Origin of the sequence: Stutzerimonas stutzeri KOS6 (genome assembly GCF_000307775.2) — a bacterium.
GTDB lineage: Bacteria > Pseudomonadota > Gammaproteobacteria > Pseudomonadales > Pseudomonadaceae > Stutzerimonas > Stutzerimonas stutzeri_B.
In genome coordinates, this window is the sequence record NZ_KK020676.1 from 1768674 (window position 1) to 1784086 (window position 15413).

Consider the following 15413-nt stretch of genomic DNA (forward strand, 5'->3'; position numbering starts at 1 on the left):
GCCCTCCGGGCTAGGCTGAAAACATGGGCCTGAAGCGGGAAGCGTGCCGCGGTGCTGCCAGCCTCAGGCATCCAGCCACTTACTGCGATTTACGCACCCGCAGATACCATTCGGACAGCAGGCGAACCTGCTTCTCGGTGTAGCCGCGCTCGACCATGCGCACGACGAAATCGTTGTGCTTCTTCTGGTCTTCCTTGCTCGCCTTGGCGTTGAAACTGATGACCGGCAGCAGATCCTCGGTGTTGGAGAACATCTTCTTCTCGATCACCACGCGCAGCTTCTCGTAGGACAGCCACGACGGATTCTTGCCGTTGTTGTTGGCCCGGGCGCGCAGCACGAAGTTGACGATCTCGTTGCGGAAATCCTTCGGGTTGCTGATGCCGGCCGGCTTCTCGATCTTCTCCAGCTCCTCGTTGAGCGCCACGCGGTTGAGGATTTCGCCGGTTTCCGGATCGCGGTATTCCTGATCCTGGATCCAGAAATCGGCATACAGCACGTAGCGATCGAAGATGTTCTGCCCGTACTCGCTGTAGGACTCGAGGTAGGCGGTCTGGATTTCCTTGCCGATGAACTCGATGTAGCGCGGTGCCAGGTATTCCTTGATGAAGCGCAGGTAGCGCTCGCGCACTTCGGCGGGGAACTGCTCCTGCTCGATCTGCTGTTCCAGCACGTAGAGCAGATGCACCGGGTTGGCGGCGATCTCGTGCGGGTCGAAGTTGAACACCTTCGAGAGGATCTTGAAGGCGAAGCGGGTGGAGAGGCCGTTCATGCCCTCGTCGACGCCGGCGGTGTCGCGGTATTCCTGGATCGACTTGGCCTTGGGATCGGTGTCCTTGAGATTCTCGCCGTCGTACACGCGCATCTTCGAGTAGATATTGGAGTTTTCCGGCTCCTTCAGGCGCGACAGCACGGAGAACTGCGCAAGCATCTTCAGCGTATCCGGCGCGCAATGGGCATGGGCCAGCGAGCTGTTGGTCAGCAGCTTGTCGTAGATCTTGATCTCGTCACTGACGCGCAGGCAGTAGGGCACCTTGACGATGTAGATACGGTCGATGAAGGCTTCGTTGTTCTTGTTGTTGCGGAAGCTGTGCCATTCCGATTCGTTGGAGTGGGCCAGCAAAATGCCGCTGTAGGGGATCGCGCCGAGCCCTTCGGTGCTGTTGTAGTTGCCTTCCTGGGTCGCCGTCAGCAAGGGATGCAGCACCTTGATCGGCGCCTTGAACATCTCGACGAATTCCATCAGGCCCTGGTTGGCCCGGCACAGCGCGCCCGAGTAGCTGTAGGCGTCGGCATCGTTCTGCGGGAATTCTTCCAGCTTGCGGATATCGACCTTGCCCACCAGCGAGGAGATGTCCTGGTTGTTCTCGTCGCCCGGCTCGGTCTTGGCCACGGCGATCTGGTTGAGGATCGACGGATAGAGCTTGACCACGCGGAACTTGGAGATGTCGCCGCCGAACTCCTGCAGGCGCTTGGTCGCCCAGGGCGACATGATCGAATTCAGGTAGCGCCGCGGAATGCCATAGTCCTCTTCGAGGATCTGCGCGTCCTCCACCGGGTTGAACAGCCCCAGCGGCGACTCGAATACCGGCGAGCCCTTGATGGCGTAGAAGGGTACGTGTTCCATCAGTTGCTTGAGCTTTTCGGCCAGCGAGGATTTGCCTCCGCCGACCGGGCCGAGGAGGTAGAGGATCTGTTTCTTCTCTTCCAGCCCCTGCGCGGCATGCCGGAAGTAGGAGACGATCTGGTCGATGCACTCCTCCATGCCGTGGAAGTCCTCGAATGCCGGATAGCGGCGGATCACCTTGTTGGAGAAGATGCGCGACAGCCGTGGATCGGCGGACGTGTCCACCAGTTCCGGCTCGCCGATCGCCATCAGCAGCCGCTCGGCGGCGCTGGCGTAGGTTCCCGGGTCTGACTTGCACAGATCGAGGTATTCCTGGAGCGAATACTCTTCCTGGCGGGTTGCTTCGAAACGTTGCTGGAAGTGGCTGAAAATGCTCATGACTTCACCTCGATCGATGCACGAATAGGCGCGTCATCAGGCACTCTGGAGCCCGGCCGAAGTGGCGGCCAGTGGAGTTCCCCCGAACACCTAATGGTCGAAACCCTGAATTCAGTAAGCCGTTTGCCGGCTTCGCTTAATTGGATGGCCTGAACTGAAGGATAGTTCGGATTCGGCAAGATCAAGGGGCGGGAGGGACTTTCGGCGCTGTCGCTCGGCTGCTGGCAGCGCCTAGCCCACGGATGGCGGGAGGTTGGGGAGAAATAATTTTTTACGCTTGCTCTTCGCGCTCGACCTCGGCGGGATAGGTGTGGCGCCAGAGCTCGAAACCGCCGTCGAGGCTGTAGACGTCGGAGAACCCCTGATTGACCAGGTAGGCGGCAGCGCTCTGGCTGGAGTGGCCGTGATAGCAGGTCACGATCAGCGGATGGTCGAGATCGGCGGCCGCGATGAAGTCGGGTAGTGAATGATTGTCCAGATGCAGCGAGCCGCTGATGTGGCCGCTGGCATAGCTGTGCGGGTCACGGATATCGACGATCACCGCGCCGGCACTGCGCATGGCCTGGGCCTGTTCCGGTGGGATGCGTTTGAAGTCGGTCATGCGGGCTCCTAGCATTCGCAGCGATGCATTTCACCGCTGTCGAGGTTCATCAGTGTCATGGCGTTGCCCCAGACGCAGCCGGTGTCCAGTGCGAAGACGTTCGGCTCGTCGCACTGGCCTTCCAGCGCGGCCCAGTGGCCGAAGATCAGCTTGACGTTACGGGTCTTGCGACTGGCGTGGCTGAACCAGGGCGCGTAGCCGGCTGGTGCGCTGTCCACGCCTTCCTTGGCTTCCAGGTCGAGCGTGCCGTCGGCCTTGCAGAAACGCATGCGCGTGAAATAGTTGGTGATCAGGCGCAGCCGCGGTATCCCGTGCAGTTCCTTGTTCCATTTCGCCGGCTGATTGCCGTACATGCCATCGAGAAAGGGCAGCAGCAGGGCGTCGTCCTGCAGCGCCTGCTCGACTTCGGCGGCACGCTTGAGCGCCTTATCCAGTGACCATTGTGGCGGAATACCGGCATGCACCATGGCGGTGTGGCGCCCGGCATCGTAGTGAATGAGCTTCTGCTTGCGCAGCCAGTCGATCAGGTCCGAGCGGTCCGGAGCATCCAGGATCGACTGCAGCGTATCGGATTTGCGCATGCGTTCGATGTTGTGCGCTACCGCAAGCAGATGCAGGTCATGGTTGCCCAGCACGGTGATCGCGGAGGCTTCGAGGTCACGCACGAAACGCAGCGCCTCCAGCGATTGCGGGCCGCGGTTGACCAGGTCACCGGCCAGCCACAGGCAATCGCGCGAGGGGCTGAAGTCGACGCGCTTCAGCAGGCATGTCAGCGGTTCGAGGCAACCTTGCAGGTCGCCGACAGCATAGGTCGTCAATGCAATGCTCCGGGTACGGCCAGGCGGAACGGTGCAATCACCGCATCGAAGCTGTGGCCGTCTTCGGCCAGCATCTGATAACTGCCCTGCATGCTGCCGACACAGGTCGGAAACAGCGTTCCGCTGGTGTAGACGTGGTGTTCGCCAGGCGCGATCAGCGGTTGCTCGCCGATGACTCCGGCGCCGCGCACTTCCTGCACGCGGCCGTCGCCGTCGGTGATGATCCAGTGCCGCGACAGCAGCCGGGCTGCCACCTCGCCTTTGTTCTCGATGGTAACGGTGTAGGCAAAGGCATAGCGGTTTTGTTCCGGCTCGGACTGCGCGGCCAGATAGCGGGGCGTGACGCTGACGTCGATGCGGTAGCGGTTATCGTCGGACATGGGGGCTCGCTGGTGAAGGCAGGCAGGCAAAAGCCCTAGCTGCGTTCTGTCAGTTGATCGGAAAGGCGAACGAAGGCCGCCAGGTCCAGTTGTTCGGGACGCAGGCTGCCGTCGACATCCGCCGCGGCTATGGCTTCGGCATCCAGCAGGCCCTTGAGGGTGTTGCGCAAGGTCTTGCGCCGCTGGTTGAAGGCCTCGCGCACGACGCGCTCCAGCTGACGGTGATCACGTGCCGGATGCGGCAACGTCTCGTGCGGCACCAGGCGTACGATCGCCGAATCGACCTTGGGCGCGGGGTTGAATGCGCCTGGGCCGACGTTGAACAAGTGCTCCACCCGGCAGTGATACTGCACCATGATCGACAGCCGTCCCCAGTCGCCACCGCCCGGCGTCGCTGCCAGGCGCTCGACCACTTCCTTCTGCAGCATGAAATGCATGTCGCGGATCAAATGCGCGTGGTCGAGCAGGTGAAAGATCAACGGCGTGGAAATGTTGTAAGGCAGGTTGCCGACGATGCGCAGGCTGTTCGGGACGTCGCTGAGGCGACTGAAGTCGAACTTCAGCGCGTCGCCCTGGTTCAGATCGAAGTTTTCGCGCCCGGCGAATTTACTCTGGAGGATGGGGATCAGATCCAGATCGAGCTCGACGACATCGAGGTGCGCGCCGCTATCGAGCAGTCCTTCGGTCAGTGCGCCCTGGCCTGGGCCGATCTCGACGAGACGTTCGCCCGGCTTGGCATGAATCGCCCGCAGGATGCGGTGGATGACGCCGGCGTCGTGCAGGAAGTTCTGGCCAAAGCGCTTGCGTGCGCGGTGTTGATAGTCGGACATCGGGGCTCCAGGGAGCAGCTTGAAGCCTGAAGCTCGAAGCTGAAAGCGAATAAGGCGCGTATTTTAGCAGGCGAGGGCGGCAAGAAGATCGGTTGCGCCCATATCCCGCCCGGCTGCGGCCACTAGCTGCGCGCGTCGGCCATCTGATAGGCGGTTTCCAGTGCCACCTGCAGGCTGCCGGTATCGATATTGCCGCTGCCCGCCAGATCCAGCGCCGTGCCGTGATCCACCGAGGTGCGAACGATCGGCAAGCCGAGCGTGACGTTGACGGCGGCACCGAAGCCCTTGTACTTGAGCACCGGCAGCCCCTGGTCGTGGTACATCGCCAGCACGGCATCGCAGTGCTCCAGGTGCTTCGGCGTGAACAGCGTATCGGCAGGCAATGGGCCGATCAGGTCGAGGCCCTCGTCGCGCAGACGGGCAAGCGTTGGCTCGATGATCTCGATTTCCTCGCGGCCCAGATGGCCGCCTTCGCCGGCATGAGGATTCAGCCCGCAGACCAGTATGCGCGGTCGGGCAATAGCGAACTTGTTTTTCAGATCGGCGTGCAGGATGCGCGTGACCCGCTCGAGGCGCTCGGCTGTGATGGCTGCTGCGACGTCCTTGAGTGGCAGGTGGGTGGTTACCAGTGCCACGCGCAGGCCCCGTGTGGCGAGCATCATCACGACCTGCTCGGTATGGGTCAGTTCAGCGAGAAACTCGGTGTGCCCGGAGAAGGGTATGCCGGCTTCGTTGATCACGCCCTTGTGCACCGGTGCGGTGATCATGCCGGCGAAGCTGCCATCCAGGCAGCCGCGTCCGGCGCGGGTCAGCGTCTCCAGTACATAGCGGCCGTTGCGCGCATCGAGCTGGCCTGCCGTCACCGGTGCGTCGAGCGCGGTGTCCCAGACGTACAGGCTGTTGGCCGGAGCCGGTTTGCCTGGCCAGCAATGCGGGCCGACATCCAGCAGTTCGATGGCCAGCCCCAGTTGCGCGGCGCGCTCCTTCAGCAGCGCGTGGCTGGCAATCGCCACCAGTACTCGCGGCTGTGCCTGGCGTGCCAGCAGCAGGCACAGATCCGGGCCGATGCCGGCTGGCTCGCCGGGGGTGAGAACGAAGGGGCGGAAAGCAGTCATCGCGGTTCTCGGCATTGAGTGCGGCGGTTGTCCGCCTGAAATGAAAACGGGGTGGCGACCCTTCGGTCGTCACCCCGCATCCTGGCTTGCAGCTTCGTAGGGGTGGATCGCGCTTCATCGATCCACCGAGCGGAGTTGCGGTGGATGTAAAAAGCGACATCCACCCTACGCTTTTCTCCAGCTTAGAGCTTGGTCTCGACGTAGGCTTCATCGCGGATCTGGCGCAGCCAGGCCTGCAGTTCCTCATCGTACTTGCGGTTGCGTAGCAGGCTCATTGCCTGTTGCTCGCGGAACTCCTCGCTGGCATCGGTGGCGCGGCGGCCAAGCACTTCGAGAATGTGCCAGCCGTAGGGCGACTTGAATACCTGCGACAGTTCGCCACTCGCGGTGTTCGCCATGACCTCGCGGAACTCGGGCACCAGCGAGGCGGGATCGATCCAGTTCAGATCGCCGCCATTGAGCGCCGAGCCGGGGTCCTCGGAGAAGCTCCTGGCCAGTTCGGCGAAGTCCTCGCCTGCGCTGATGCGGTCGCGCAGGCGCTGTACCAGCAGGCGGGCTTCTTCTTCGCTGCGGATCGCGCTGGGCTTGATCAGGATGTGGCGGACATGCACCTCGTCGCGCACCTGTGTCTCGCCGCCACGCTTGTCCAGCACCTTGAGCATGATGAAGCCTGGCGGCGTGCGGACCGGCTGGGTCACTTCGCCGACCGACATCCCGCGTACGGCGGTATCGAAGGGTGGGGGCAGCTGGGCCGCCTTGCGCCAGCCCATATCGCCGCCTTCCAGGGCGTTTTCGCTGGCTGAGCGGGAAACGGCCAGGCGCGCGAAGTCAGCGCCCTGCTGAAGCTGCTGATAGGTATCCATGGCGGTGCGTTCGGCGGCCTGGATGGTGGCCGAGTCGGCAGCTTCCGGAACCGGGATCAGGATATTGGCCAGGTGATACTCTTCGGACAGCTGCAGCTTGCCGAGGTCGGAGGCCAGGAAGTTCTGCACCTCCTGGTTGGATACCTGGATGCGTTCGGCCACCCGACGCTGGCGCACGCGGCTGATGATCATCTCGCGGCGGATCTGCTCGCGGGCGCTCTCCAGGCTCAAGCCGTCTCGTGACAATGCGTCGCGAAACTGTTCGAGCGACATGTTGTTGCGCTGGGCGATGGTGCCCATGGCCTGATTGAGCTCTTCATCGGAGATGCGGATGCCGGAGCGCTCACCGATCTGCAATTGCAGGTTTTCGGTGATCAGGCGCTCCAGTACCTGCTGCTGCAGTACGTCCATCGGTGGTGCATCGGCGCCGCGCTTGTCGATGGTCTGCTGAACTTCACGAATCCGTTGCTCGAGCTGGCTCTGCATGATGACGTCGTTGTCGACGATCGCCACCACGCGGTCCAGTGGTTGAACCTGGGCGAGCGCCACAGGCGCGAGGCTCGCACCGCTCAGCAGCAGTGCGCCGAGCGCGAGCGGGCGCAGTACTTCAGAAAGCTTGATCTTCACGTTCACGGTAGCCTTGGATGCCTTCGTCGAGGAAAGTTTCGGTCGCATTGCCGACGACACCGCCCAGCCCTTTGAGCACGATCTGCAGGAAGATGCCGTTATCCGGCTCGTCGTTGCGATCAGGGTTGAGGCTGGTCTCGTCGTAGTCGATCCAGTAGCGATTGATCAGGCGCAGCTTCCAGCAGCAACTGTCGTACTCGAAGCCACCGAAGGCTTCCAGCGTGCGGCTGCGGCTGTAGTCATGCTGCCAGCGGGCGATGACGCTCCATTGCGGGACGATCGGCCAGATGACGGAGAAGTCATGCTGGTTGATCTTGTAGTAGTCCTTGATGTAGTTCGGATTCGGATCACCATTCGAAAGCAATTCATTGCCGTAATCGCCGCCATATCTCCATTCGCCAGTCGCCTGGTCGAAACGCATGGTGTCGTTGCGATAGCGATAGCCAATGTTGACGACTTTGCCAGGGTTGTCGGCCGGCTGGTAATGCCACATGGCACTACCGGATCGGGTTCGATGCGTGTCGGGGTCCCAGTTAAAGGTCGACGTGAAACGCCAATCGCGGTTGTAGCGATACATATAATCCAGTGCATAGGGAGAAACACCGGACGTGTAGTCTGCTCGTTGATTTAAAGGCGTTCTATCGGCTTGGCCGTTGTAGCTATCAGGCATCGTTACTTTGCGGTCTTTAAAGTAGACCGCTTGGCCGATACTGAAACGCTGACGCTCGAAGCCATTGGGCTCGACCCAGCGACTAGTGACGCCGAGCGAGACTTGGTTCGCGTCGCCTATGCGATCCTTGCCGGAGAAACGGTTCTCCCGCCACAGCGAGGAATAACTAAAAGCGCTCTCGCCGGTATCGAAAATCGGAATGTCGGTTTGATCTTTTTCTGGGACGTAAAGGTAAAACAGCCTTGGCTCGAGCGTCTGACGGTAGCTGTCGCCAAACCATTGCGTATCGCGGTCGAAGTACAGGCCGCTGTCTACGCTGAATATCGGAACCTGCCGATCCTGAGTCTTCTCGAATTGTTGCTCTAGGAAGAGTGAGTTTTCTCCTTGCTGATCAATATCGAGGTTGTAATAGGTGTACAAGAACTTAAGCGAAGGCTTGATGAAGCCCCAGCTCCAATCCATTGGCAGACTGACACCAGGCTCTACGTGTGCTCGCTCGCCTTCAGCGCGGCTGAGGCCTTTTAGGTTCTCGTCGTACCAAGTTTCTACGCCCCCGTTCTCATTAATGAAGTTGCCGCTGCGCAGGCTGCGCTGGAAGCTGACGAATTCGGTCTTGTAGGCGAAATTCAGCCCGCCCGGCTGGAAGGGCAGGCGTCCGTCCAGGGTCAGCTGCGGCAGTCGCTCATAAGGCGTGATGTCGGCGACGGTGGCGCGCTCGTAGGCATGCACGTTCAGGCGTGCCGTGTAGCTGTCGCCGCGATAGCTGAGCGTGCCGCGCTGATCGAGATGGTCAGGCTGGTCGATGCCGAGGTTGGTATCCAGGTCCTGGAAGTAGTACGGGTCGCTGATATCGGTGTAATCCACCTCGGCCAGCCAGCGCGAGTCCAGGCCGGTGCGGTTCTGCCAGCTGTACATCCAGCGCTGGTCTTCGTATTCGGACTGCTGCTTGCGATCGTCGTTGCTGTCATCCAGGTAAGCCGCCCCGAACTGCCCTTCGCTGCCGCGCGTCAGGTAGCGGAATTCGCCTTCCATCAGCAGTCCGCGGTCGGTCATCAGGTGCGGATACAGCGTCGCGTCGAAATTCGGCGCCAGGTTGAAGTAGTACGGCGTCTGCAAGGAGAGACCGTTGTCGCTCGAAGAGCCGATGCTCGGTGCGAGGAAGCCCGACTGGCGACGGTCGTCGATGGGGAAGTGGATATAGGGGGTGTAGAACACCGGAATATCCTTGACCCGCAGCGTGACGTTGGTCGCCGAACCGAAGCCGGTGGCTGGATTGAGCGTGACGTTGTTGCCCTTCAGGTGCCAGCTGTTCTCGCCGGGTTCGCAACTGGTGTAGGTGCCGTCCTTCAGGCGGATGACCGCGGTCTCTTCGCGCTTGGCGTACTGCGCGCTGCCGCGGACCTTGCCGGAGTGCATGACGTACTCGGCGTTCTCTACCTTGGCTTCACCGCTGTCGAGGAAAATCTCGGCGCGGTCGCCCACCAGCAGTGCGTCGCGGTCACGGAAGCGAACGTTGCCGGTCAGTTCGCCACGATTCTCCAGCTGGTGCAGGCTGGCTTCGTCTGCCTCTACCTGAATGCTGCCCTGACGCAGCAGCACGTCGCCGGCGAGGGTGGCGATTTCCTGTTCCTGCTCGTAGCGGGTGGCCTTGGCCGATACATAGGTCGGCGCTTCGCTCATCGGCGTGGTGTCGAACTTGCCGGGACGATCGGGCTCGACATAGGTGCCGGCACAGTAAGGTCCGGTTTCGGCGAGCTGGGCCGGGGTCAGCTGATCGCGCGGGACCCAGTCCAGGTGACTGTAGTCGGCGCTGCGCGAGGCGAGCGCGCGGCCCTTGCTCTCGGTAACCAGCCTGGTGCTCGCGGTCGGCTCTTGCGCCTTGGCGGTCATCGACTTCGAGGTGCCCGGCGTGGTCACGGCGCTGCCACTGTGCACAGGGCGCGGCGGTAGAGCGGAGCTGGCCGCATTGGAAGCGCAACTCCAACCGCCGGAAGCGTCGGGCTGGCAGGCAAACTGTTCGGCGGCAAAGACGAAAGGAACAGCTACCGGTTGCAATGCAAGCAGACCGCCAGTAACCAGTAGGGGGAATTTTTTACGAAACGCGGGGTATTTGACTGCCATCTTGTTTTTTGGTCCGTGCTTGCGGCGAGCCATCGGCCGGCTGGGCCGCACGCCTCTCGATGGGCTGAGAAAGATGCAGGATAATAAAGCATGACCCGCCTATCGGCTAGCGCCGTGGAGACCCCCTGGATGCCGCATCAAGATCAACGCCTGCTGGACCTCAGCGCCTGGCTGGACCAGCAACTACCGGAACTCTTTGCCCGTTGCGGCTGGGGGGAGGCGCCGGCCGCGGAGCTCACCGCTGCCAGCAGTGATGCCAGCTTTCGCCGCTATTTTCGTTGGCAAGCCGGCGAACGCAGCCTGATCGTGATGGATGCGCCGCCGCCGCAGGAGGACTGCCGCCCCTTCGTCAAGATTGCGCGGATGCTGGCTGACGCCGGGGTGCATGTGCCGCAGGTGCTGGCCGCCGATCTCGAGCGCGGCTTTCTGGTGCTGACCGATCTGGGGCGCCAGACCTACCTCGATGTAATCGATCAGAGCAATGCCGAGCAGCTGTTCGATGATGCAGTTGAGGCCTTGCTGAAGTTCCAGCTGCATCCGGTTACGCAGCCGATGCCTGCTTATGACGAGGCCCTGCTGCGTCGCGAGCTGCAATTGTTTCCCGAATGGTATGTGCAGCGCCATCTGGGCCATGCCTTCAGCGAGAAGCAGCAGGCGGCCTGGGAGCGCATCTGCCGGCAACTCATCGACTCGGCGCTGGCGCAGCCACGGGTGCTGGTGCATCGCGACTACATGCCGCGCAACCTTATGATCAGCGAGCCCAATCCCGGCGTGCTGGATTTTCAGGATGCGGTGCTCGGCCCTGTCAGCTATGACATCACCTCGCTGTTCAAGGATGCCTTTCTCAGCTGGCCCGAGCCGCAGGTGCGGGCCTGGCTGGAAGGCTATTGGCACAAGGCGCGTACTGCCGGCGTCGCGCTACCCGAAACGCTCGATGACTTTCTGCGTGCCAGCGACCTGATGGGCGTGCAACGGCACTTGAAGGTGATCGGCATCTTCGCGCGTATCTGCCATCGCGACGGCAAGCCGCGCTACCTGGCGGATGTGCCGCGATTCTTCGCCTATATCGAGGCCGTGCTGGCGCGGCGGCCGGAGCTGGCCGAACTGCAGCAGCTGATCGGCGAGCTGCCGCGGACAGCGCAAGCATGAAGGCCATGATCCTGGCCGCGGGCAAGGGCGAGCGGCTGCGCCCGCTGACGCTGCATACACCCAAGCCGCTGGTTCGCGCCGCCGGCGTGCCGCTGATCGAGTACCACGTTCGTGCGCTGGCCGCCGCCGGGTTCGACGAACTGGTGATCAATCATGCCTGGCTTGGCCAGCAGATCGAGGACTATCTGGGCGATGGCAGTCGGTTCGGCGTGCTGATTCGTTATTCGGCCGAAGCTGAGCCGCTGGAAACCGGCGGCGGTATTCACCAGGCGCTGGACCTGCTGGGCGAGGATGCTTTCCTGGTGGTGAACGGCGATATCTGGACCGACTATGATTTCGCGCGGCTGCGCCGGCCATTGGGCGGACTTGCGCATCTGGTACTGGTGGATAACCCTGCGCATAACCCCGGGGGCGACTTCAGCTTGGCCGGAACCGCCGTCTCGGAGCCCGGGAGCGGCGGCGAGGCGCTGACCTTCGCCGGTATTTCGGTACTGCATCCCGCGCTGTTCGAGGGCTGCCAGGCCGGTGCCTTCAAGCTTGCGCCGTTGTTGCGTCGTGCCATGGCAGACCAGCTGGCGAGCGGCGAGCGCTTTGCCGGCACCTGGGTGGATGTCGGTACGCATGAGCGTCTGGCCGAAGTGGAACGAATCCTGGAGGCGCGGCGCTGACATGTTCTGGCCCATCACCCTGTCGGGACTGTTGATCGGTTGGCTGCTGGCCAGCATTCCGGGAGCGCTGCTTGGCGGTCTGCTGGGCCAGGTGCTGGATCGCCGGCTGGGTCTGGACTCCTGGGCCAGTCTGCGTGAGCGCCTGGCCGGCAAGCCTGCCTTGCACGGCAACGAGTTGCTGTTCTTGCTGCTCGGCCGTCTGGCCAAGAGTGGCGGGCGTGTCAGTCCCGCGCACATTCAGGCGGCGCGCGACGAGATGCGCCGCCAGGGGCTCGACGCGGCAGCGCAGCGGGTGGCCATTGCCGCTTTCAACCGTGGCAAGGCCAGCGGCGATGGCCTGCGGATTCCCTTGCAGCGCCTGCGCGGACAGCGCGAGGACAGTCGCCGCCTGCTCCAGGCGTGCTGGCGCATGGCTCGTGCGCAGGGAGGCATGGGCGCCCGCGAGCACGAGCTGGTATTGCTCTGGGGCAAATGGTTGGGATGGGATGCTGCGGCTGTTGCGGCACTCGACCCAGGGGCGACCCGTCGCAAGGAGGCGCCTGCCGGGCGAGGCGGTGCCTATGAGCAGGCGCTGCAGTTGCTGGGCGTGCGTCACGACAGCGACCCACAGCAGGTCAAGCGTGCCTACCGGCGCCTGCTGAGCAAGCATCATCCCGACAAGCAGGCCGGTGCCGGTGCGAGCGTGGCGCAGGTTCGCGAAGCCACCGAGCGTACTCGCGAGCTGCACAGTGCCTACGCATTGATTCGCGAGCGCCGCGGTTTTCGCTGATTTGTCCTTACTGGGCGGTCTTTCGGTCCAGCCAGCCCCTGATGCGGCGCACCAGTTGTTCCTGCTCACCGTAGCGGCCAGTCGCCAGGGGCGGCAGCGCCACCTGACGATAGTCAGGATGACCCCCGCGTTGCGCTGCGTTGCGCCGCTGCAATGCCTGCTGCTGTGCACCAGGGCGAGAGTTTGTATAGAAGTCGCCTATGCCCACCGGCAGCGCCGCGAGATACGACTCGAGGGGCGAGTCGGACTGCAATGGGGGGCGCGGATCGATCAGGATCAACTGACCAACGTCCTTCGGCTTGAGTTGCGCCAGATAGCGGCTGGCCCAATAGGCGCCCGTGCCGTGGCCGAGCAGAACGATTGCCGGTGCCTGGAGGCCGCGGGCATGCTCGATGGCGGCATCGAGGCGCCCCTGCATACGTTCGGCATGGGTCGGTTGCGCTGTCTGCTGCTGTGCTTGCGACGGCGGCTCCGTCGACTCGCTGCCCGCCGAAGCCGTCTGTTCGGGCAGATAGCCCGCCGAGTCGGGTTCGGCAGGTGGCTGCTCGTCGGTGCTGCCAGCCTGTGCTTCCGAATCGGGCGTTGCGGTCGCTGCCGGCGTCTCCGGCGCCGGCGGGCGCGGGCCCGGGCTCAGGGCCGGATCAACAGGTGTCAGGCTGAGGGTGTGCCAGCCATGCTCGGCCAGGCTACGCCGAATCGGGCCCACCACGCGCGGCCAGTCAGCGGTTTCGCCCTCGCTCGGCACGATGACCAGCACGCCGCGTGGCTGACCGACATTGGCCGGCTGCCACAGTGCGAGAAAGGTATCGTCGGTGCCGAGCTGGACCTGTGCTGCGGCATCGAGTTGCCGTTGCAGGCCTGCGGCCAGCGCCTCGCTGCGCGTTTGCGGTGCCGGTCGCGATATCGGCTTGGGCTCGTCTACGGGTGTTTGCGCGACGGCTTCCGGTTCCTGCGCTGCTGCGATATGCGGCAAGCCACAGCCAAGCGTGATGCCGAACAGAAGCACGAAAGCAGGCCCGCGACGCATGGAATGTCTCCTGTATTGGAACTGGTGCCGCGCTGGTGCTGGCAGGGTTTGCATTACAGCAACATGTCGGCACGCCCATCAATTGCCTGAGTGCGCTTTGACCAATGCCGTCTTTTGCCTTGCCGCGTCCGCCATGCAGGAATAACCGATCGGATCGTCGCGATGGCTGCGACGGTATCCATGCAGGCATCTGCAGATGGCCGTCGCTGCTTCGCGTCATATCGTCCAGGGGGGGGCGCGCATCTGCCTGCGTCAGGGCCGCCGCCAAGAGCTTCCAGGTGCCGGGTGTGGGCCTGTGTTCGGAATCCGCTCAGGCGGTTAAAAACCAGCGTGCAAAATAATGCACGGAGTTTTACTGTTATCCGAGCGCTCCGGATGTCGCGGCAGTCGATCATCGTATGCTGCCGCGCTCGCTTCCTGGCGTTCTTTCCGACCCGTGCCGACGATGAGCGGCTACCGAGGAGCTTATGAGCAAGACCAACGAATCCCTGATGCAACGTCGTGTCGCGGCTGTTCCCCGTGGCGTCGGTCAGATCCATCCGATTTTCGCCGACCACGCGAAGAACAGCAGCGTGGTCGATGTCGAAGGGCGCGAGTACATCGATTTCGCCGGCGGCATCGCTGTGCTGAATACCGGCCACCTGCACCCGAAAATCGTCAAGGCAGTCGAAGAGCAGTTGCACAAGCTGACCCATACCTGCTTCCAGGTACTGGCTTACGAGCCTTACGTCGAGCTGTGCGAAAAGATCAATGCACGGGTGCCGGGTGATTTCGCCAAGAAGACGCTGCTGGTCACCACCGGCTCCGAAACCGTGGAAAACGCGGTGAAGATCGCCCGTGCGGCTACCGGTCGCGCCGGGGTGATTGCCTTCACGGGTGCCTATCACGGCCGCACCATGATGACCCTCGGCCTGACCGGCAAGGTTGCGCCCTATTCCGCGGGCATGGGCCTGATGCCGGGCGGGATCTTTCGCGCGCAGTATCCCTGTGCGATCCATGGCGTCAGCGTCGACGAGTCGATCGCCAGTATCGAGCGCATCTTCAAGAACGATGCCGAGCCACGTGACATCGCCGCGATCATCATCGAGCCGGTGCAGGGCGAAGGCGGCTTCAACGTCGCGCCGAAGGACTTCATGGCCCGTCTGCGCACGCTGTGCGACCAGCACGGCATCCTCTTGATCGCCGACGAAGTGCAGACCGGCGCCGGGCGTACCGGCACCTTCTTCGCCATGGAGCAGATGGGCGTGGTAGCCGATCTGACCACCTTCGCCAAGTCGGTCGGCGGCGGCTTCCCGATTGCCGGAGTGTGCGGCAAGGCCGAGATCATGGACGCCATCGCCCCAGGCGGCCTGGGCGGCACCTACGCCGGCAACCCGCTGTCCTGTGCGGCGGCGCTGGCGGTCATGGAAATCTTCGAGGAGGAGAAGCTGCTCGATCGCTGCAAGGCGGTGGCCGAAAAGCTCACCACCGGTCTCAGGGCAATCCAGGCCACGCACAAGGAAATCGGAGAGGTGCGCGGCCTCGGCGCGATGATCGCCATCGAGCTGTTCGAAGATGGCGACCATGCGCGACCGGCCGCCGCGCTCACCTCCCAGATCGTCGCCCGGGCGCGCGAGAAGGGGCTGATCCTGCTGTCCTGTGGCACCTACTACAACGTGCTGCGCGTGCTGGTGCCGCTGACCGTCGAGGACGAGTTGCTCGATCGCGGTCTGGCCATCATCGGCGAGTGCTTCGACGAGCTGGCCTGATCGGACCGCGGCGCGCCGCTATCCG

Annotated in this window: 13 protein-coding genes; 4 read left to right on the forward strand and 9 right to left on the reverse strand. The window is 63.0% G+C overall.

The window, feature by feature from the left end; translation table 11 throughout:
* Positions 1-79: 79 nt before the first annotated feature.
* From B597_RS36220 to B597_RS36255, 8 genes are all read right to left on the reverse strand, one after another.
* Positions 80-2002 (reverse strand): PrkA family serine protein kinase, encoded by a 1923-nt coding sequence (locus B597_RS36220; RefSeq protein ID WP_003296726.1) that lies wholly within the window; start codon positions 2000-2002, stop codon positions 80-82.
* 271 nt (positions 2003-2273) lie between these two features.
* Positions 2274-2603, reverse strand: a complete 330-nt coding sequence (gene glpE / locus B597_RS36225) for a thiosulfate sulfurtransferase GlpE (protein ID WP_003296724.1) — start codon at positions 2601-2603, stop codon at positions 2274-2276.
* A gap of 8 nt (positions 2604-2611) precedes the next feature.
* The gene (locus B597_RS36230; protein WP_003296722.1) at positions 2612-3421 is read right to left on the reverse strand and encodes a symmetrical bis(5'-nucleosyl)-tetraphosphatase; all 810 of its coding nucleotides are present in this window, start codon (positions 3419-3421) and stop codon (positions 2612-2614) included.
* The gene (apaG, locus tag B597_RS36235; RefSeq protein WP_003296721.1) at positions 3418-3801 is read right to left on the reverse strand and encodes a Co2+/Mg2+ efflux protein ApaG; all 384 of its coding nucleotides are present in this window, start codon (positions 3799-3801) and stop codon (positions 3418-3420) included. The genes B597_RS36230 and apaG overlap by 4 nt, the downstream gene beginning before the upstream one ends.
* Before the next feature lie 35 nt (positions 3802-3836).
* Complete coding sequence (gene rsmA / locus B597_RS36240; RefSeq protein WP_003296720.1) at positions 3837-4631, reverse strand: 16S rRNA (adenine(1518)-N(6)/adenine(1519)-N(6))-dimethyltransferase RsmA; 795 nt, start codon at positions 4629-4631, stop codon at positions 3837-3839.
* A gap of 122 nt (positions 4632-4753) precedes the next feature.
* Complete coding sequence (pdxA, locus tag B597_RS36245; protein ID WP_003296718.1) at positions 4754-5746, reverse strand: 4-hydroxythreonine-4-phosphate dehydrogenase PdxA; 993 nt, start codon at positions 5744-5746, stop codon at positions 4754-4756.
* Between the two features lie 182 nt (positions 5747-5928).
* Positions 5929-7236, reverse strand: a complete 1308-nt coding sequence (locus tag B597_RS36250; protein ID WP_003296717.1) for a peptidylprolyl isomerase — start codon at positions 7234-7236, stop codon at positions 5929-5931.
* Positions 7217-10027, reverse strand: coding sequence for an LPS-assembly protein LptD (locus B597_RS36255; protein WP_024162103.1), 2811 nt, complete (start codon positions 10025-10027; stop codon positions 7217-7219). The genes B597_RS36250 and B597_RS36255 overlap by 20 nt, the downstream gene beginning before the upstream one ends.
* Positions 10028-10156: 129 nt before the next feature.
* Between B597_RS36255 and B597_RS36260 the strand changes: the two genes are divergently transcribed.
* Genes B597_RS36260 through B597_RS36270 form a run of 3 tightly spaced genes read left to right on the forward strand, consistent with a single transcriptional unit; the run spans position 10157 to position 12613 of the window.
* A complete protein-coding gene (locus tag B597_RS36260) occupies positions 10157-11176 on the forward strand; it encodes an aminoglycoside phosphotransferase family protein (protein WP_003296714.1) in 1020 nt (339 codons plus the stop codon).
* Positions 11173-11844: an N-acetylmuramate alpha-1-phosphate uridylyltransferase MurU gene (murU, locus tag B597_RS36265; RefSeq protein ID WP_003296713.1), complete on the forward strand. Its 672-nt coding sequence runs from the start codon at positions 11173-11175 to the stop codon at positions 11842-11844. Before B597_RS36260 ends, murU begins: the two co-directional genes overlap by 4 nt.
* Position 11845: 1 nt before the next feature.
* Entirely contained in the window at positions 11846-12613 is a 768-nt protein-coding gene (locus B597_RS36270; protein WP_003296711.1) for a DnaJ domain-containing protein, read from the forward strand.
* 7 nt (positions 12614-12620) lie between these two features.
* Here the strand turns inward: B597_RS36270 and B597_RS36275 are convergent, their stop codons facing one another.
* On the reverse strand, positions 12621-13640 hold the full coding sequence (locus B597_RS36275) for an alpha/beta hydrolase family protein (protein ID WP_003296709.1): 1020 nt from the start codon (positions 13638-13640) through the stop codon (positions 12621-12623).
* Positions 13641-14107: 467 nt separating this feature from the next.
* Here B597_RS36275 and gabT point away from each other — a divergent pair, with 467 nt between their 5' ends.
* Positions 14108-15388, forward strand: a complete 1281-nt coding sequence (gabT, locus tag B597_RS36280; RefSeq protein WP_024162104.1) for a 4-aminobutyrate--2-oxoglutarate transaminase — start codon at positions 14108-14110, stop codon at positions 15386-15388.
* Positions 15389-15413: the final 25 nt, after the last annotated feature.